Source organism: Rubrobacter marinus, from assembly GCF_011492965.1.
In the GTDB taxonomy this organism is placed as follows: Bacteria; Actinomycetota; Rubrobacteria; order Rubrobacterales; family Rubrobacteraceae; genus Rubrobacter_F; species Rubrobacter_F marinus.
On the sequence record NZ_CP045121.1, the window covers coordinates 1,146,182 to 1,165,153 of the forward strand.

General features: G+C 69.0%; 14 protein-coding genes and 2 pseudogenes. 12 read left to right on the forward strand and 4 right to left on the reverse strand.

Annotated features, from left to right (window positions below; all coding sequences use genetic code 11):
* Positions 1–24: 24 nt before the first annotated feature.
* From GBA65_RS05975 to GBA65_RS05985, 3 genes are all read right to left on the reverse strand, one after another.
* Entirely contained in the window at positions 25–1,719 is a 1,695-nt protein-coding gene (locus GBA65_RS05975; RefSeq protein WP_166395785.1) for a PQQ-dependent dehydrogenase, methanol/ethanol family, read from the reverse strand.
* 13 nt (positions 1,720–1,732) lie between these two features.
* Positions 1,733–2,209: an MSMEG_3727 family PQQ-associated protein gene (locus GBA65_RS05980; protein WP_166395786.1), complete on the reverse strand. Its 477-nt coding sequence runs from the start codon at positions 2,207–2,209 to the stop codon at positions 1,733–1,735.
* A gap of 679 nt (positions 2,210–2,888) precedes the next feature.
* Complete coding sequence (locus GBA65_RS05985; RefSeq protein WP_166395787.1) at positions 2,889–4,316, reverse strand: FAD-binding protein; 1,428 nt, start codon at positions 4,314–4,316, stop codon at positions 2,889–2,891.
* Positions 4,317–4,689: 373 nt separating this feature from the next.
* On the opposite strand from GBA65_RS05985, the gene GBA65_RS05990 reads away from it, so the two are divergent.
* From GBA65_RS05990 to trpE, 10 genes and pseudogenes are all read left to right on the forward strand, one after another.
* On the forward strand, positions 4,690–5,892 hold the full coding sequence (locus tag GBA65_RS05990) for an MFS transporter (protein WP_166395788.1): 1,203 nt from the start codon (positions 4,690–4,692) through the stop codon (positions 5,890–5,892).
* Between the two features lie 174 nt (positions 5,893–6,066).
* Complete coding sequence (locus GBA65_RS05995) at positions 6,067–7,119, forward strand: dipeptidase (RefSeq protein ID WP_166395789.1); 1,053 nt, start codon at positions 6,067–6,069, stop codon at positions 7,117–7,119.
* A gap of 850 nt (positions 7,120–7,969) precedes the next feature.
* Entirely contained in the window at positions 7,970–8,230 is a 261-nt protein-coding gene (locus tag GBA65_RS06000) for a DUF2382 domain-containing protein (RefSeq protein WP_166395790.1), read from the forward strand.
* 156 nt (positions 8,231–8,386) lie between these two features.
* Positions 8,387–8,818 (forward strand): 50S ribosomal protein L13, encoded by a 432-nt coding sequence (gene rplM / locus GBA65_RS06005; protein WP_166395791.1) that lies wholly within the window; start codon positions 8,387–8,389, stop codon positions 8,816–8,818.
* A gap of 3 nt (positions 8,819–8,821) precedes the next feature.
* A complete protein-coding gene (gene rpsI, locus GBA65_RS06010; RefSeq protein WP_166395792.1) occupies positions 8,822–9,220 on the forward strand; it encodes a 30S ribosomal protein S9 in 399 nt (132 codons plus the stop codon).
* Positions 9,221–9,468: 248 nt separating this feature from the next.
* On the forward strand, positions 9,469–10,647 hold the full coding sequence (gene glmM / locus GBA65_RS06015) for a phosphoglucosamine mutase (RefSeq protein WP_207956187.1): 1,179 nt from the start codon (positions 9,469–9,471) through the stop codon (positions 10,645–10,647).
* Between the two features lie 17 nt (positions 10,648–10,664).
* The gene (locus GBA65_RS06020) at positions 10,665–11,519 is read left to right on the forward strand and encodes a DUF429 domain-containing protein (RefSeq protein ID WP_166395793.1); all 855 of its coding nucleotides are present in this window, start codon (positions 10,665–10,667) and stop codon (positions 11,517–11,519) included.
* A gap of 16 nt (positions 11,520–11,535) precedes the next feature.
* Positions 11,536–12,296, forward strand: a pseudogene (gene hisF, locus GBA65_RS06025) (imidazole glycerol phosphate synthase subunit HisF).
* Positions 12,293–12,929 (forward strand): annotated as a pseudogene (gene hisIE / locus GBA65_RS26190) (bifunctional phosphoribosyl-AMP cyclohydrolase/phosphoribosyl-ATP diphosphatase HisIE). Before hisF ends, hisIE begins: the two co-directional pseudogenes overlap by 4 nt.
* A complete protein-coding gene (trpE, locus tag GBA65_RS06035) occupies positions 12,913–14,433 on the forward strand; it encodes an anthranilate synthase component I (RefSeq protein WP_166395794.1) in 1,521 nt (506 codons plus the stop codon). Before hisIE ends, trpE begins: the two are co-directional and overlap by 17 nt.
* Positions 14,434–14,524: 91 nt before the next feature.
* Here the strand turns inward: trpE and GBA65_RS06040 are convergent, their stop codons facing one another.
* On the reverse strand, positions 14,525–15,799 hold the full coding sequence (locus GBA65_RS06040) for a 3-deoxy-7-phosphoheptulonate synthase (protein ID WP_166395795.1): 1,275 nt from the start codon (positions 15,797–15,799) through the stop codon (positions 14,525–14,527).
* A gap of 300 nt (positions 15,800–16,099) precedes the next feature.
* Here GBA65_RS06040 and plsY point away from each other — a divergent pair, with 300 nt between their 5' ends.
* Together plsY and GBA65_RS26195 are read left to right on the forward strand one after the other, a co-directional pair.
* A complete protein-coding gene (plsY, locus tag GBA65_RS06045) occupies positions 16,100–16,711 on the forward strand; it encodes a glycerol-3-phosphate 1-O-acyltransferase PlsY (RefSeq protein ID WP_166395796.1) in 612 nt (203 codons plus the stop codon).
* A 184-nt stretch (positions 16,712–16,895) separates the two neighbouring features.
* On the forward strand, positions 16,896–18,935 hold the full coding sequence (locus tag GBA65_RS26195) for an HAD-IB family hydrolase (RefSeq protein WP_407691047.1): 2,040 nt from the start codon (positions 16,896–16,898) through the stop codon (positions 18,933–18,935).
* Positions 18,936–18,972: the final 37 nt, after the last annotated feature.

Consider the following 18,972-nt stretch of genomic DNA (forward strand, 5'->3'; position numbering starts at 1 on the left):
CACCCAGCGTAGGAAAACTCGTGCTTATTCCTCCGGCAGAGCGAAAACGAAGAGGCCGGCTCCGTGGGGCCCCCCGATCATCCCGGGCAGGAACCCCTCGACCCAGCTGCCCCAGCCGACGGGCACGGCTACGTACTGCCTCCCGTCGATGCTGTAGGTCACCGGGCTGCTGTGGTGGCCGGACCCGCATTGGAACGACCACAAGAGCTCCCCGGTACGCGCATCTAACGCGTTGAACTCACCCGAGGGCTCGCCGGCGAAGACGAGGTCCCCGGCGGTGGCGAGCACCGACGCGCACATCGGGATCTCGTTCTCCCACCTCCAGACCTCCTCGCTCGTGGAGGCGCTGAAGGCGGTTACGGACCCCCGCATGTCCTCGGAGTCCACGGTGACGGCCGCCCCCCAGTAAGGGATGCCCTCCTTGAACTCCCTGCGCCGCCGCGCGACCGTCGAGCCGGTATCTTGCACCGGGACGTAGAAGAGATCCGTCCTCGGGCTGTAGGCCGCGTGCGTCCACTCCTTGGCGCCCGCCGGCCCCGGGTAGAAGTGGACGTTCTCCCCCTCTTTCTCGGGGTAGATCTTCGGCGTTACGTTGCCGTTGGCGTCGATCTCGCCCCACGTGATGCGGTCGACGAAGGGCGTTACGCGGACGAGCTCGCCGTTCGTGCGGTCCAGGACGAAGAAGTACCCGTTCTTGTCGAAGTGGGCCAGGAGCTTGCGCCCGTCCTGCTCGAAGAGGATGCTCTCCATGTTGGAATCGTAGTCCCACAGGTCGTGCGGGGTGAACTGATAGTGCCACTGGATCGTGCCGTTGTCGACGTCCACGGCGACGACGCTGTCGGTGAAGAGGTTGTCGCCCTCGCGGACTTCCCCGTCGAAGTCGGGCGCCGGGTTGCCGGTCCCCCAGAACAGCATGTTCAGCTCCGGGTCGAAGGTGCCCGTGACCCAGCAGTTTCCGCCGCCCCGCTGCCAGGCCTCGCCGTCGGCCGGCCAGGTCTCGGACCCCGGCTCGCCGGGCTTCGGGATCATGTAGCAGCGCCAGACGCGCTCTCCGGTGTTGATGTTGTAGGCGTCGAGGTGGCCGCGCGACCCGAACTCCCCGCCGGAGCTCCCCACGATGACCATGTCCTTCACGACGAGGGGAGCGACCGTGGCGCTCTCGCCGGCCCGCACGTCACCGTGCACCGTATCCCAGAGCGCCTCGCCGGTCTCGGCGTCGAGCGCGACGACGTGGGCGTTCAGGGTGGCGACGAAGACCTTGCCCTCCGCCACGGCGACCCCGCGGTTCACGTTGCCGCAGCAGAGCGAGACGTCGAACGGGATCGCATGCTTGTACTGCCACAGCTGCTTCCCCGTCTTGGCGTCGACGGCCCAGACCCAGCCGTCCCAGCCCGAGACGTACATAACCCCGTCCACGACGAGCGGGGTAGCCTCGAACGCATACGTCGAAGGACCTGCGTGGAGGCCCTGCGAGCCGAACTGGAAGACCCACGCCGGAGAGAGGCGCTTGACGTTCTCCGTGTTGATCTGGTCCAGCAAGCTGTACCGCTGCCCGTCGTAGTTGCCGTAGTAGGAGATCCAGTTCTGCGGCTCCCCCTCGCGGGCATTGAGGATGCGCTCGTACGTGACGTCCTTGGCTACCGGCGGCGCGGTCCCGACCTGGGCGGTCGAGGTCCCCAGCTTGATTGCCGGCGGCGCGTCTATGTATTCCTGCGTCAACCCTTTCCCCTTTCTAGACTCGTGGCTGGGCCGGGCGGTCGAGGCGCGCTTCGGCGGGTACGTCCCCCAGCACGACGATGGCCCCGAACAAGCCCTTCCCCTCGTCGTTGCCTACGTTGGAGCTGTACCAGTAGTAGCCCGGGCCGTCGAGGTCGAGGGTGACGGTTCCTCGCGAATGGTTCGGCAGCCACTGCCACACGTAGTCGCCGTTGCTCGGCAAGAGCGCGCAGTGGGTGTTCGTGTCGTCGTTGAGGAGCTCGATATCGATCTCGCCCCCATGAGGCATGACGAGGATCGAGGGCTCGTAGATCAACTCGTCTTCCGGGATGCGGATCGTGGCGCGCATGCGGCCGTCGGACCCCTCCTCGGCGTGCGCGAGGCCGCCTCCGTGGGTGAGCAGTCGACCTATCGTCGCCCTGTTTTGCTTGTCCAGCCCAAGCTCGCTTACTACCTCGGAGAGCACCTGCTCTTCTCTTTTGGCGGTAGTCATCGGCTTGACCTCCTTCCCTGGGTTCCCCAACCCTTAGTAAGGAATAAAGAAACATAACGGGGGTTAAACCGGTATTCTGGTGGTCGCCATCGGCTTGGTGGTCGCCATCGGCTCGCCCTCCTCCCTGGGTTTCCCCAACTAGTTCCCCAACTAGTTTCTTCCCAACGGCCCCGAAGGTACCATACAAACGTATCTGTGGTCAATGTCATATTTGTATCTTGTAAGCCGAATGAATGCTTGCCGGTTCATCCGTCGGCGGCGACGCTGCACATGGCGGAGGATTGCCCAGAGGCTCGGCCCCCGGGGGAACGAAGTCGTCTCTATGCATCCGCAAACGACCGGTCCCCGAGGACACCGCTCCCTTCGCTAGGGTGGTAGCCCCCCGGAAGGAACGACTTGAGTAGAGCGCGTGACGAGGAGGGATTCGAGCGGTCGTTCGACGTACGCGCAAGACCCGCCAGGCTCGCGCCGTGGAGGTTGGCGGCGGTACGAGCCATGCAAGACGCGGAAGGACTCTCGGATCGGCGGGCCGCCGAAGCGATGCGTGCCCGCACAGACCGGAAGTACGCTCCAGTTTAGTAGTCCGGGGCCACCGGGGAGTTCCGATGTCGACGCGGCGGTCCACGCCCCGGAAGTTCGGGCGGTCGCCCCGGCGCAGGAGCGGTGGGCAGAACGGGTCCTATCCGGGCGCCGCCGCCGTCTCCGGGAGCGATTCGGCGATCTTCGCGCCGACGATGCGTCCGAAGGTGTTCGAACGCAACACCGACGTTGCCGGGGGGTGCTTGTGGTAGAAATGCCCCGTGATCTCACCGGCTGCGTAGAGGCCGGGGATCGGGGCCTCGTTCGTGTCCAGCACGCGCCCGTCCGCGTCGACCTTCAGCCCGCCGAAGGTGAACTTGAGGTGTGCCGTCATCGGGAACCCCGAGAACGGCGCTTCGACGATCGGGTTCGCCCAGTTCGATTTGGGCGGCGTGATCCCCGAGGTCTTTTTGCCGTCCATCTCGACCGGGTCCCAGTCGCCGGGGCCGCAGGCCGCGTTGAACTCGCTGACGGTAGCCTCGAGCTTCGTCGGGTCGAGGCCGAGCTTCTCGGCCAGACCGGCGATCGTGTCGGACCGTTCCGGTGGCTTGTCGGTGGTCTCGTAGACCCAACTACCCTCGAAGCGCTCCATCACGGTCTTGTCGGTGATGAAGTACGACTTCTGGTTCTGGTGACGCCAGGTGTCGTAGGCGATCAGCTCGGTGGAGGCGAAGAGGTAGTCCTCGCCCTCGTCGTGGAAGCGGTCGCAGCTCTCGTTGACCACGATCCCGTAGTTCTGGCCCCAGATGACCGCGTGGACCTTTCTCGCCCGCGCGTCGACGAGCTCGGCGTGGACCATGTCGAACTGCCCGGCCGTGCCTGCCCCGATCTCCGTCGCCATGCGGATGCCGGAGCCTCGGTTGTACTTTACGCCGGGGGAGATGATCGGAAGGTCGGCCGCGTCCTGGCCGAGATGCCGCGTGAGCATCTCCGGGTTCCCCTCGAAGCCGCCGCAGGCCAGGACGACCGTATCGGCCGTGATGGCGCGCTGCTGACCGTCGGGCTCGCGCACGACGATGCCGTTGACCCGCCCCTCGCCGTCGAGGGTCAGCTCGATCGCCTCGCGCCCGTAGAATACGTCGGCGGTCCGATACTTCGCGATGCGGATCAAGTAGTTGTCGAGGATCTCCTTGCCGCCACCCACCGGGTAGGCGTAGTGCTGCCCCTCGAAATCCAGGGCGGCGTTCTCCTCGTCGCGATGGACCAGCTTGACGCCGTGGTCCTGCATGAACCCGACCGTGTCTGGCACCTCGTCCTCGAGCCTGCGCCAGTAGTCGAGGTCCGACGGGACCGGACGGTCCTCCTGCCCCACCCGTCCAACCCGGTCGCGCGAGAGCGTGTTGTCGTGTTTGAGCCGCAGAAAGGGCGTCGTCCAGCGCGAAGCCCCCGGCCATACGCCCTTCTTTCCCGCCTCGATCAACGCCACGCTGCCAACCCGGCCGGCCCTTTCCGTCGTCTCCAGGAAGCTCAACGTCGCCGCCGAGCCTGCGAAACCGCTACCAATGACCGCCACGTCGTAGTCCGGCAAAACCTTCTCCTTCCCAGAACGCCTGTCCTCCGGCTCCTCCTGTTTTGTATGATGACACACAATTAAAGATAATGCGTAAAGTGATGCAAGGAACAGGTATAGTTGCGATGCCCGGGGCTCGACTCTCGTCTCTGTGGCGAGCGACGCCGGCGCGATCGTCTCCTGGTGAATGGACCATCGGTAGTACGGTGGGCCTGGCGGCGGAGACCACCGTGCGTCCGCCGGGAGTACGCCGGAGCCCGCGTCTCCGGAAGCACCGGACCAGGCGGCACGAGCGGCGAGAAAGGTACGACGGTGAGCGGCGCGATTCTGCTACGTTGGTCGAGGGTCCCCGATCCTCTGGACGAGCTCAGATTCTAGGGCACGAGTAGCGGTGCGTTCATCTCAGGCGCGCTTCGCCCTGCGCTCCCGGTCTTTCGCGATCTTCGCGGCCGGGACCCTGGTAAGCCAGACGGGCGAGTGGATGACCCTGGTCGCTTTAAACTGGGCGGTGCTCGAGTTCACCGGCTCCGCGGTGTACCTGGGCTTGATCAACGCCTGTCGGCTGGTCCCCGTTTTCCTGCTCAGCGTCCCGGCCGGGGTACTTGCGGATCGAACCGACCGGCGAAAGCTACTGATCCTGATGCAGGCCGGTACCATGCTGTCGACGTTCTGGGTCGGGTACTTGCTGGCGGCGGGGAGCCCGTTCTGGTTGTTGGCCGCCGTGGTGACGCTACGCTCGGTCATGATGGCCGTGGTTACGCCGGTTCGCAACTCCCTGATCCCGAACCTGGTGCCGGAGCGTCAGGTAGCCAGCGCGGTCGCGGTCGACGGCGCCGTGCGGAACGTTGCTCGCATCGCGGGACCGGCGATCGCCGGGGTCTTGCTGGCCGTGATGGAGGTCTCGGGCGTGTTCTGGATCAGCGCGTGCAGCATCGCGGCCGTGTTGCTCTCGCTGTCTGTCGTTCGCCCGGAATCCAAGAGGGATGTCGGTACCACTACGGTAGGAGCGGATATCCGGGAGGCGGCTGCTTACGTGAAGAACAGCCCGTCCGTCCAGTCACTCCTGATCCTGGCCGTGGTGCCCATGGTGTTCGCGTTCCCCTACACCGCCATGATGCCGCTGTTCGCGGAGAAGCTTTTGAGGCTCGGACCGGAGGGGCTCGGCATCCTGCTCTCGGTCGCCGCGGCGGGCGCCCTCATGGGATCGGCGTGGCTGTCCCTGGGAGGCGAGACGGAAGGGGCGGGAAGATGGCTGGTGTGCTCGACCATCGGCCTCGGCCTGTTCCTTCTCCTGTTTATGATCTCGCAGAGTTTCGTCGTGGCGGCGGTCACGATCTTCCTGGTGGGGCTCGCCAGCTCGACGTACCGCACGATGAGCCGCGTCACCCTCCAGACACGGGTCCCGGATCGACTCCGCGGCCGGATAATGAGCATCGCGCTGATGGATAGGGGGCTGATGCCGCTGGGGGCGATCCTGATCGGCGCCGTCGCCGAATGGGCGGGCGCCCTGTGGGCCGGCGCGGCCATGGGGGCCGGATGTATTGCCGTCACCCTGGCGGTGCTCGCCGCAAGGCCGAGGATCTGGAGCCTGTAAACTCCGAAGATTCCCGGGGGCCGGCGACGCGCCGTCCCTTTCGTCCTCCGGATCCGGAGAGAAGGCCCGGGGCGGCCTCCGAACCGGGAGGCGACTTGCATTACAGTACTGAGCCATCGGCTTCGTAGCTGTTCAATTACATGAGGGCGTGTCGTCAGAGAGGGAGATGCTCGTATGGGTCGGGATGCGTTTCCGGTCGTGTTCGACGGCCACAACGACGTACTGCTAAGGCTCGGTGGGCCGGATGGGGGCGGCCCCGGCGCGTTCTTCGAGCGCGGCGACCGTGGGCACCTGGACCTGCCCCGGGCACGAGAGGGGGGCTTCGGGGGCGGCTTCTTCGCCGTCTGGATCCCCTCGCCCAGGGAGCAGACGCCAGCGCCCGGGCGTACTCCGGGATCGCTCCCACCCGCGCTCGATGCCGCGTACGCGTTGCGCCGCTCGATGGCCGCCACCGCCATGCTGTTCGGGATCGAGGATCGCTCGGACGGGAAGTTCCGGGTCGTCCGCACCGCCGCCGAGCTGCGGCGGTGCCTGGACGAGGGAGTAATGCCGGCGGTGCTCCACTTCGAGGGCGCCGACGCGATCGACACCGACCTCGACGCGCTGCACGTGCTCTACCGGGCGGGGCTGCGCTCGCTGGGCCTCGTCTGGGGGCGGCCGAACGCCTTCGCCGAGGGCGTCGCCGTGCATTTTCGGCGCTCGCCGGATACGGGGCCGGGGCTGACCGAAGCCGGCAGGGAGCTTGTTCGCGCCTGCAATGACCTGCGCATCATGATCGACCTTTCTCACCTGAACGAGCGAGGCTTCTGGGACGTGGCGGCTCTCACGGATGCCCCGCTCGTCGCGAGCCACTCCAACGCCTACGCCCTCTGTCCCTCCTCCCGGAACCTCACGGACCCGCAGCTCGACGCCATAGCCGCCTCCGACGGGATGGTCGGCCTCAACTTCGCGGTCAACTTCCTCCGCGAGGACGCGGCCCGGGATGCGAGCACTCCTCTGGACGTGATGGTCCGGCAGATCGACCACCTCGTCGAGCGAGTCGGGATCGACGGGGTCGGCTTCGGCTCCGACTTCGACGGGGTTTTGATCTCGCAGGAGATAGGCGACGTGTCGGGCCTGCCGAAGCTCCTGTCGGCGCTGGGGGACCGGGGCTACGACGACGGGGCCCTCCGGAAGCTCGCCCACGAGAACTGGGTCCGCGTCCTGCGCAAGACCTGGGGCGAGTAAGGGGAAGTCGAGCGATGCGTCCTGCGCCGATTCTCCCCGCAGTTTTTTAGATAGCGTCGTCGTCTCCCTCCAGAGTAGCTTCATCTCGCGGGGCTCGACGAGCACGATCGGTTGGGGACGTGCGTCCTGCCGCGGCCGGCGCGGGCGAGATCGGCGGCCACGTTCCCGGAGGTTCCGAGGGTGCGGCCGTTCCGTTTCTAGCTACGGGGGGTGGGGTAGGAGGAGTCGCTACGAGCACCTTGGCTCGCGCCAGGCCACCCTCCGGCACACGGCCTCGAGGTAGGAGGAAGAATCTATGGACGAGAACGAGAAGAACAGGCCGAACGATGCCTCCGAGCGTGCGGGTGAGGGCGAAGCCGCCCGAGACGCGGCGGAACCGGCGTTGCCTCCGGCCCCGCAAGCGCCGAAAGAGCGCCTCCAACCGCCGCCGAAGGTCCCTGAGGAGGAACTACCTCCGCCGCCCGAGGTAGGGACGCAAGAGATGCGTCCGGCCCCGCAGGTGGGCAAGCAAGACCTATCCCCGGCTCCCGAGACTTCGGAGGAGAACCTGCCTCCGGCTCCGCAGGTACCGGAGGAGAACCTGTCCCGGGCTCCGAGCGTGCCGGAGGAGACCATCCCTCCGGCCCCCGAGGTACCGCCCCAGAAGCTGCCCCCGCCTCCCGTCCCTCCCGCCGCGGACCTGGGAACGGCCCCGGAGCCCGTGCCGAAGCAGGAGCTCTCGCCGCCCCCTCCGGTGCCGAAAGAGGATCTGACGCCGGCCCCCGAGGTTCCCCCCGCCCAGGAGCTCCCTCCCCCTCCGAGCGTACCAGGGGAGAACCTACCCCCGCCCCCGGAGGTCGCGGCCGAGGAGGTGTCAGAGCCCCCGGAGGTGCCGCCGGCGCGGCCATCGCCGGTTTCGGAATCGGCCAGGGTCGTGGGGGAACGGTTCGAGGAGGTCGACATGGCCGTGCCCGTGATCGAGGAGGAGCTCGTAGTCAAGAAGCGCCCCGTGATCAGGGAGGAGCTGAGGATAAGGAGGAGGGTCGTCGAGGAGGAAGAGGTGTTCGAGGTCGACCTGCGCAAGGAGGAGGTCGACGTGGAGGATACCTCCGGGAGGTCGCGCGAGGACTGAGCCCCGACCGGCAGCCAACGGGTCTTCTCGCCCGCCCCTGGCCCGTTGCCCAGGCCTCCTCCGCGGGTCCCGTCCTGCCGGGGAGGCCTGCGTATGCTACTATTTGTCGCGTTTGCTATTGAGCAGTTGATACCGGTATCAAGTTCGCGGAGGAAGATGAAAAGTTACATGGCGCGGCCCCAGTCGGTCGAGCGCAATTGGCATCTCGTCGACGCCGAGGGGAAGACGCTGGGGCGTCTCGCCTCGGAGATCGCGCGCGTCCTGCGCGGCAAGAACAAGCCGCAGTACACGCCGCACGTAGACACGGGCGACTTCGTGGTCGTGGTGAACGCCGAGAGGGTGGTCGTCACGGGCAGGAAGGCCGAGCAGAAGGTCTACTGGCGGCACTCCGGGCGCCCGGGCGGCCTCAAGGAGACGAGCTACGAGGTCATGATGGAGCGCAAGCCGACCGAGATCCTGCGCAAGGCCGTCTGGGGCATGATGCCGAAGACGCGGCTCGGGCGGGCGCAGTTCAAGAAGTTGAAGATCTACGCAGGGTCCGAGCATCCGCACCAGGCTCAGAACCCGCAGCCCTACGAGGTGAGGTAAAGAATGGCGGCAACTCAGACGTTGTACAGCGGCACGGGCAGGCGCAAGACGAGCGTGGCTCGCGTGAGGCTCCTGCCGGGCGACGGCAAGATCACGGTGAACGGCCGGGATTACAAGGAGTACTTCCCGCGCAACACCTACCAGGTGATCGTGACCTCCCCCTTGAGGGTCCTCGAGGTCGCGGGCAACTACGACGTGGTCGTGAAGGTCGAGGGCGGCGGCCCGACGGGGCAGGCGGACGCGGTGCGCCACGGGATCGCGCGCGCCCTCTCCGAGGAGTCCCAGGAGGCGCGCGGCGAGCTGAAGAGCGCGGGGCTGCTTACCCGCGACTCCCGCGCCGTGGAGCGCAAGAAGTACGGCCTGAAGAAGGCCCGCAAGCGCCCGCAGTTCTCCAAGCGCTAGAAGGCAGAGGAGAGACGAGGTCTCCGGCGGGCCCCCCCGCGTCGCGAGCGCAACGCGCTCGCGGCGGCACGGGGGGCCGCCCGGCGTTCGGGAGGTTTTTTGCAGAGGATCAAGTTCGGTACCGACGGGGTGCGCGGGGTCGCAAACGAGGGCCTGACCCCCGAGATGGCCCTGCGCCTCGGGCTCGCGGGGCGCGCCTCTTCGGCGGCCCCATCCTCGTCGGGCGCGACACGCGCCTCTCCGGCGGGATGCTCTCCGACGCCCTCGCCGCCGGGGCCGCGAGCGGCGGCGCCTCCGTTCTGGAGCTCGGCGTGCTGCCCACCCCCGGCGTCGCCGCCCTCGCGGCCAAGCTGGGGGCGAGCGCGGGCGCCGTAGTGAGCGCCTCGCACAACCCCTACCCGGACAACGGCATCAAGTTCTTCTCCGGGGAGGGCCGCAAGCTCCCGACGGACGTCGAGGCGGAGCTGGAGCGGCTCACCGGCGAGGAGGCTCCCCGGCCGACCGGCGGCGACGTGGGCGCGGCGGAGCCCGTCGAGGAGGCGGTCGCGCTGTACGCGGAGCACGTCCTCGGGATGCTGCGCCCGAGCGCCGAGGGGACGAGGGTGCTGCTCGATTGCGCGCACGGGGCGGCGTACGAGGTCGCCCCGCTCGCGTTCTCCGGGGTCGGGGCGAAGCTCTCGGTGGTGGGGAACGAGCCCGACGGGACGAACATCAACGAGGGCGTGGGCTCCACGCACGTCGAGGGGCTGGACGCGCGCGGCAACGACGTTGCCTTCGCCTTCGACGGGGACGCCGACCGGGTCCTCGCCGTCGACGAGACGGGCGGCGTGGTCGACGGGGACCGCATACTCGCGATCCTCGCCCGCGACCTCCACGAGCGCGGGGCCCTGAAGGGCGGGGTCGTGGTCACGGTCATGAGCAACCTGGGCTTCTTCAAGGCGATGGACGGCCTCGGGATACCCTACGAGGTCACGCCCGTCGGCGACCGGCACGTGGCCGAGGCCATGAGGAGGAGCGGGGCCTCCCTCGGCGGCGAGCAGTCGGGGCACGTGATCCTCTCGGAGTACGCGACGACCGGCGACGGGCTGGTAACGGCGCTGGCCCTGCTGGACGTGATGGCGAGGAGCGGCAAGCCCCTCTCGGAGCTCGCGCGGGTCATGGAGCGGTACCCGCAGAGCCTGATCAACGTCCGGGTCGAGGGTTCGGCCCCGGAGGTGGCCGGGAGCGGCGCCGCGAAGGAGGCCGTTGTCCGCGCGGAGCGGAGGCTCGGCTCGGAGGGACGCATCCTGCTCAGGCCGAGCGGGACGGAGCCCGTGGTGCGGGTTATGGTGGAGCACGAGGACGCGGCGGTCTGCCGCGAGGTCTGCGAGGAGGTCGCGGCGGTCGTCGCCGAGGGCGCCTCCGGGGCCAAGGGGGTTCGGGTTTGAGGTTTGTAGGATGCTCTTTGGCCTGGCGGCCGGGCGAGGCGGGGACGCGCGAGTCGTGCCTCGTGGTCCTGGACGAGCGCGGCAGCATCGTCGCCAACTCCTTCGCGCAGGGTGCTGCGGAGCTCGCGGCGGCGGCCGAAGGCTACGCCGAGGGACGGCGGGGGGTCGTGGTCGGGGTGGATGCGCCGCTCTCCGTCCCGAACGAGCGGGGGACGCGCAGGATCGAGCGCATCCTCTCGAAGGTGGCGCTGCCGGCGTACTCGGCGAGCCGCAAGATGTTCGGCGGGGCCCCGTTCGCCGAGGAGCTTCTGGCGGCGCTCGAGGGGGTCGGGATCGAGTACACCGACTACCCGTTCAAGCGCGCCCGGGGCCAGAGCGTCGTCACCGAGGTCGACTCGGCGGCGACCTTGAAGGTCCTGCTCTTCGAGCGCGGCGACGACGCGCGGGAGGGGGAGAGGAGCGCCGACGAGGACCTCGCGGCGGCCCTCCGCGAGCTGCCGGAGCCGAAGCTGCGCAAGGGGAACAAGGAGGCGCGCGCCGCCGCGCTCAAGGGGGCCGTGGACGCGCTGTGGAACACGCCGGGGCTGCGCTTGAGGACCGGGAACCTCTCGGCGGACCTGAACGCCCCGGAGAACGTGGACCTCTCCAAGCTCGACATCACCGCCGAGCTCTCGCACGCGGAGCTGGACCGGCTGGCCGCGCTCGTGGAGGGGACGCTCGCCGCGTACACCGTGCACCGGCACTGGAAGGGCCGGGACGGCTCCATCGTGGTCGGCACCGGGCACGAGGGCTCCGTCCTGCTGCCCGCGCCGGAAGGGTTGCAGCACCGCATCGCCGAGGAGTGCCGCGCATCGATGGTGCCCTACGCCTAGGGAAGGAGGGTAGGGTTTGGGCCTGAAAGTCCGCATCATCCCCTGCCTCGACGTGAACGCCGGCAGGGTCGTCAAGGGGACGAAGTTCAAGGACCTGCGCGACGCGGGCGACCCCGTGGAGCTCGCGGCCCTCTACGACCGCGAGGGGGCCGACGAGCTGGTCTTCTACGACATCACCGCCTCCCACGAGGGGCGCGAGACCGCAGCAAGGCTCGCGAGGGCGACCGCGGAGGAGGTCTTTATCCCGTACACCATCGGCGGCGGGGTGAGGACGGCGGACGACATGCGCGCGATGCTGCGGGCCGGGGCCGACAAGGTCTCCGTGAACAGCGCCGCCGTGAGGACGCCGGACCTCGTCGACGCGGGCGCGGAGCGGTTCGGGAGCCAGTGCGTCGTCCTCAGCGTGGACGTGAAGCGCAAAGGAGACGGCCGGCCCGGCTGGGAGGTCTACCTGAACGGGGGCGCGTGAACACGGGGATAGACGCCGTAGAGTGGTGCGTGGAGGGCGAGAGACGGGGGGCGGGGGAGTACGTGTTGAACAGCATGGACGCCGACGGGACCGAGGTGGGCTACGACCTCGACCTCATAAGCGAGGTCGCGGGCAGGACGGGGCTCCCGATCATCGCCTCCGGCGGGGCGGGACACCCGGACCACATGGTAGCCGCCGTGCGAGCAGGCGCCTCCGCCGTCCTCGCCGCGAGCATCTTCCACTTCAACGAGTGGACCATCGCCGACACCAAGGCGAGGCTCGCAGAAGCCGGGATCCCCGTCCGATGAGCGCCCGCGAGAACGCCCCGACGGAGGTCCGCTACGACGCGAACGGGCTCGTCCCCGTCGTGGCGCAGGACTCGACCACGAACGAGGTCCTGACCCTCGCCTACGCGAACCGGGAGGCCGTCGAGAAGACCCTTGGGACCGGCGAGGCCCACTACTACTCCCGCTCTCGTCGAGAGCTCTGGCGCAAGGGCGAGACGAGCGGGAACACGCAAAGAGTGGTCGAGGTCCGGCTCGACTGCGACGGCGACGCCCTGCTCTACAGGGTCGACCCCGCGGGCCCCGCCTGCCACACCGGAGAGCAGACCTGCTTCTTCACCACGCTCTCAGATGGGGGATCCTCGGTCCGGGAAGAACCACACCTCGGGCGCACGCTGACGAGGCTCGCCGGCACGATAAAGGAGCGCCACGGGAGATGCCCGAGGGCTCCTACACGGCGAAGCTGTTCGGGCGTGGGGCGGGTACATCGGCCAGAAGGTCGGGGAGGAGGCGGTCGAGGTCGTGGTGGCGGCGCTGCAGGACGACAGGGTCGCCGAGGAGACGGCCGACCTCCTCTACCACCTGCTGGTGCTCCTGGAGGAGCGTGGCGTCCCGACGGAAGAGGTCGCGAGGATCCTCGATGAACGGCACAGGTAGAGGGCTCACCCCGAGCCTTCCGGAGGCCCGGCGCCTCGCCCGGGGGTACGACGTCGTGCCGCTGTACGCGGAGTTTATAGGGGATCTGGAGACGCCGATCTCCGCCGCGCTCAAGTTCTCGGACGAGTCGCACGTCTTTCTGCTGGAGAGCGCCGAGGAGGCGGAGCGGTTCGGGCGGTACTCGTTTCTGGGCTTCGGCCCGAAGCGGACGCTCTCGTACCGCGACGGCGTCTACACCGTCGTCGACTCCGACGGGGTGCGCGAGGTGCCGGCCAAGGACCCGTTCCGGGGGCTCGCCGAGATCGTCGGGAAGAAGAGCGTCGCGCCCCTGCCGAACCTGCCGGCCTTTGTCGGCGGGGCGGTCGGGTACTTCTCCTATGACGCCGTGCGCTACCTCGAGAAGCTCCCCGGCGCGCCGCCGGACGACCTGGAGGTACCCGAGGCTTACTTCGCGGTCACGGACACTCTGATCGTCTTCGACCACCTGAGGCACAAGGTGCTCGTGATCTCCCTCGTCGACGCCGCCAACCTTCGCGACGTGGAGGGCGAGGGCTTCGCCGCCGCCTACCGCAGGGCCGCCGACGACATCGCCCGCGTCGCGGAGAGGCTCGCGGCCCCGATGCTCCGCCGTCCCCTGCCGGAGGGGAGCGGGGGGGCGATGGAGATCCAGTCGAACTTCACCCGCGCCCGTTACGAGGAGTCCGTGGAGCGGGCGAAGGAGTACATCCGGGCGGGGGACGCCTTCCAGGTGGTGCCGAGCCAGCGCTTCTTCGCCGAGGTCGGGGACCTCGACCCGTTCCTCCTGTACCGGGGCCTGAGGACGGTCAACCCGTCGCCGTACATGACGTACCTGAAGATGGGGGAGATGGCGCTCGTCGGGGCGTCGCCCGAGCCCCTGGTCCGGGTCGAGGGGCGACGCGTGATGACGCGTCCGATCGCGGGGACGCGCCCGCGCGGGGCGACGGCCGAGGAGGACGCGGCGCTCGCGGAGGAGCTACTCGCGGACGTCAAGGAGCGGGCCGAGCACGTCATGCTCGTGGACCTCGGGCGCAACGACCTCGGGAGGGTCGCGGAGATAGGGAGCGTGAGCCTCGAAGACTTCATGGGGATCGAGCGCTACTCCCACGTCATGCACATCGTCTCGACGGTGGAGGGCGACCTGAGGGAGGGCCTCAACGCGCTCGACGCCCTGGCGGCGGCGTTCCCGGCGGGGACGGTCTCGGGGGCGCCGAAGGTCCGGGCGATGGAGATCATCGACGAGCTCGAACCCACCCGCCGCGGCCCCTACGCGGGCGCGACCGGCTACTACGGCGTCGACGGCCGCCTCGACACCTGCATAACGCTGCGCACCGCGCTCCTGAAGGACGGCCGCGCCTATTTCCAGGCCGGCGGCGGGGTCGTCGCCGACTCGGTGCCGTCACTGGAGTACGAGGAGACCCGCAACAAGGCCGGGGCGATGGTCCGCGCCCTGGAGGTCGCCCGGAGCCGCGGAATGTGGCTCTAGGAGAGGGCTACGCCGGGCCGTACAGCATCCCGGAGGGACCGCGGAGGGTGTGGCTTCTGATGTCCCCGCGCCTGAGAGAAAGCCCCCGCTCCTAGCGGTCTCGGCGCGCCCTGACCGCCTCCGCGAGCTCCCGGAGGACGGGGACGGTCATCCCCCAGCCCATGCACGCATCGGTGACGCTCTGGCCGTAGACGAGGTCGGTGCCGCCCTCGGTCAGGTCCTGGGCCCCGTCTTCGAGGAAGCTCTCCATGAGGACGCCGACGATGCCCCTCTGGCCCCCGGCGACCTGCGAGGCTATGTCGGAGGCGACGGCGGGCTGGCGGCGGTAGTCCTTCAAGCTGTTGCCGTGGCTCGTGTCGATCATGACGCGCTCGGGGAGGCCGACCTTGCGGAGGGCGGCGAGGGTGTCCCGGACGCTCTCGGCGTCGAAGTTCGTGCCGGTCTGCTTGCCGCCGCGCAGGATCACGTGGCAGTCTTCGTTGCCGCGGGCGTTGACGATGGCGGCGAGCCCCTGCTCGGTGACGCCGAGGAAGTGGTGCGGGTAGTCGGCGGCGCGCAGGGCGTCGATGGCGATCTGGATGTTCCCGTCGGTCCCGTTCTTGAAGCCGACCGGCATCGAGAGGCCGGAGGCCAGGTCGCGGTGGACCTGGCTCTCGGTCGTGCGCGCCCCGATCGCGCTCCACGCGATGACGTCGGAGAAGAACTGCGGGGAGATCGGGTCCAGGACCTCGCAGCCCGCGGGCAGCCCGAGCTCGGCGATCTCGAGCAGGAGCCCGCGCGCCGCGCGGAGCCCGGCGTTGATGTCGAAGCTGCCGTCGAGGTGGGGGTCGTTGATGAGCCCCTTCCAGCCGACGGTCGTCCGAGGCTTCTCGAAGTAGACGCGCATGAGGATCAGGAGGTCTTCCCGGAGCTCCTCGGCGACCTCCAGGAGGCGCCGGGCATAATCCAGGGCCGCCTGGGGGTCGTGGACGGAGCAGGGCCCGACCACCACGATCAGGCGGTCGTCCTCGCCATTGAGGACGCGCACGACCTCCTCGCGGGCCCGCCGCACGGTCGCCGCCGCCCTGCGGGAGAGCGGGAGCTGCTCCAGCAGGATCGCGGGCGGCTCCAGGGGCCGGATGCTCTTGACCCTGAGGTCGCGGGTCTTCGCTTCGGCCGCCTCGGCCTCGCCGCCGACCACGTCTTCCACGCCGGGGATGGTCTCCAGGATGGCCCGAAGCTCGATCGGAACCTCGCCCTCCAGACCGACGACGGAGCGCCCCTCGCCCTCGAAGACGCTGGTCCCGAGGCCCGCCTTCTCGGCCTGGCCCCGCACCGCCTCCACCGCCCCCCGGGAGCCGTTGGAGGAACGCACCACAACGAACATCTCTTCCATCTCCTGTCTGTTACTGAACACGAACGGAAGCAGAGGCCTGAGCGCCCCTGCCGCTTGAAAGCGGGGTCCACCCCGTTTGCACCAGTGTAGCGGGCGCACGCGAGCCGTCAAGAATCGGCCGCGTTCGCGCACCCGCGGTCCCGGCGAGGGCCCGCCCTTTCGCGCCGCCGGGGAGGGGCGCGGCGGTCTCCCGGCCCCGGTTCCCCGTCCCGCGGGGGCCGTTCTCGGCTCTCCGAGCCCCCGGCCGCCAGACGGCAGACCGCCCCTTACCCGTAAGCTATACTTGCCGCCATGCTGAGCGTTCTCCTCCTTCTGGGCGGCTATCTGCTGGGCTCCGTGCCGACGGGGCTCATAGCGGGGCGTGCCTACGGGGTGGACGTCCGGCGCTCCGGGAGCGGCAACATCGGGATGGCGAACGTCCTGAGGACCGCGGGCAAGGGAGCGGCCGTCATCACGATGGTCGGGGACATGCTCAAGGGCTTCGTCCCCGTGCTCCTGGCACGCGCCCTGACGACGAACGAGTGGATCGTGGCGGCCGTGGCGCTCGCGGCGGTGGTCGGGCACTGCTGGCCCGTCTTTCTGGGCTTCAAGGGGGGCAAGGGGGTCGCGACGGGGGCGGGAACCTCGATCGCGCTCGCCCCGGTCGTGGGCCTGGCGCTCTTCGCGTTCTGGTGGATCGTGGTGTTTATAGGGAGGTACACCTCCCTGGGCGCCATCGCCGTGATGGTACTGAGCCCGATCGTCTTCCTGCTGACGGGGCAGCCGTGGCCGTACGTCCTGTACACGGTCGTCGGCGGGGCGCTCGTCCTGTACCGCCACAGGGAGAACGCGCGCGCCCTCCTCAACGGGACGGAGCGCAAGATCGGGGAGAAGGCTGGGGGGAACAATGTCCGCGCTCGCTGAGGCTTACCGGGGAAGTCCGTCCTCCTGACGGGGGGACCGGCTTCTTGGGGACCGCGCTCGTCGAGAAGATGCTGAGGAGCCTGCCGTCCCTGGGCCGCCTGTACCTGATCGTGCGCCCCTCCCGCACCCAGGGGCGAGGGAGAGGTTCGAGAAGGACGTCCTGGGCTCCGCCGCCTTCAAGGCTTTGCGCGACGAGCTCGGGGAGGGGTTCGCGGACCACGCCGCCGAGAAGGTCCGCGTGCTGGAGGGCGACGTGCACTCCGAGGACCTGGGGCTCGGGCCGGAAGACCTCGCCGAGCTCTCGCGGGAGGTGGACGTCGTGATCCACTCCGCCGCCTCCGTCGTCTTCGACGCCCCGCTCGACGCCGCGGTGGACTCGAACGTGCGCGGCACCCTAGGCCTCCTGACCCTCGCCCGCTCCTGGGAGAAGAGGCCGCTCTTCATGCACGTCTCGACCTCTTACGTGGCGGGGACGAAGCCCGGCCTCATCCTCGAGGAGCCGCCGGGCGAGGGGACGCCGAACGGGAAGAAGCTCGACCCGAAGGGGGAGGTCTCGCGCCTCGACGCGATCGTGCGCGAGGTCGAGGAGGCCTCAGGGGAGAAGGGCCTCGTGAGGCGTTTCGACGAGGAGGCGCGGCGCGAGCTCGGGATGGTCGGCGAGCCCGACGAGGTGGCCGAGAGGGTCGAGACGCTCAGGCGCGCGTGGGTCCGCGAGCGGCTCGTCGAGCGCGGCAACGAGCGGGCGCGGGAGCTCGGGTGGCAGGACGTCTACACGTTCACCAAGTCGCTCGCCGAGCGGCGGGTCCTGGAGGAGCGGGGGGACCTGCCGCTCGTGATCCTCAGGCCCGCGATCATCGAGAGCTCCTTGAGGGAGCCTTACCCCGGTTGGATCCAGGGCTCCCGCATGGCCGACCCCATCATCATGGCCTTCGCCCGCGGCATCCTGCGCGAGTTCCCCGGCGACCCGAAGAGCATCGTGGACATCGTCCCCGTGGACCACGTCGTGAACGCCGTCATCGCCGCCGCCGTCCGGCGCCCCGAGGAGCCCGAGGTCTACCAGGTCGCCTCCGGGGAGCGAAACCCCATCCGCTACCGCGATTTCTACGAGAACGTCCGGGAGTTCTTTCTGAAGAACCCGCTCAGGGACTCGGGCGGGCGGCCTGTCCCCGTGCCGGAGTGGAGCTTCCCCGGGCGCAAGCGCGTCGAGGGGCTCCTGAAGGCGGAGCTCACGGGCCTCAAGGTCGCGGGCGCGCTCGTCTCGCGGATGCCCGAGGGGCACGCGAAGACGGACCTTCGCGGCAGGATCGCCAGGGCCGACAAGCGCGCCCGGATGAGCTACTACTTCAGCCGCATCTACGGCGACTACGGGGACATGAAGAGCACGTTCTCCGCGAGGCGCGTGTACGAGCTGTACAAGTCCCTCCCCGAAGGGGACCGCGAGGCCTTCCCGTTCGACATCGCCGAGGTCGACTGGAGGGAGTGGCTTCAGGAGACGCACCTGCCCGCCATCACCCGGAAGCCCGGGCGAAAGAAGCGCGGCAAGGGCCGCGAGGAGAAGCCGGGCGAGGTCGCGGCGATCTTCGACGTCGACGGCACGCTCGTCAAGTCCAACGTCGTCTCCTACTACGCCTGGATGAAGATGCGGGACCTCCCGCCCATAAAGCGGCCCCTCTTCGCCGCCTCCATCCTCGGGAAGGTGCCGTACTACTGGGCGCTGGACAAGATCAGCCGCACCCACTTCAACCGCGCCTTCTACAAGAGCTACAAGGGCTGGAAGCCGGCCCGAGCCCGCGCCCTGGGCAAGGAGAGCTTCGCCGGGTACACCCTGGACCGCCTCTTCCCCGGCGCCGTCGAGGAGCTCCGGGAGCATAGAAGGGCCGGGCACCGCATCGTCCTGCTCTCGGGGGCCCTGGACTTCGTGCTCGAACCCTTCAAGGACCTCGCCGACGACGTCCTCTCGGCGAAGCTGGAGGAGGAGGACGGCGCGTTCACCGGCGAGCTCTCTGGGGCTCCGGTCGCGGGGGAGGCGCGCGCCCGGATGCTCGCCTCGTTCGCCCGCAAGCGCGGCCTCGACCTCTCGCGCTCCTACGCCTACGCCGACTCGATCTCCGACCTTCCCATGCTGGAAGCCGTCGGCAACCCCGTGGTCGTGAACCCCGACGGCCGGCTCGAGAAGGCCGCCAGGGAGCGCGGCTGGACCATAAAGCGCTGGCGCCGGGGGTAAGCCTCCCCGATCATGCTAGCCCTCCGGTACAGAAAGA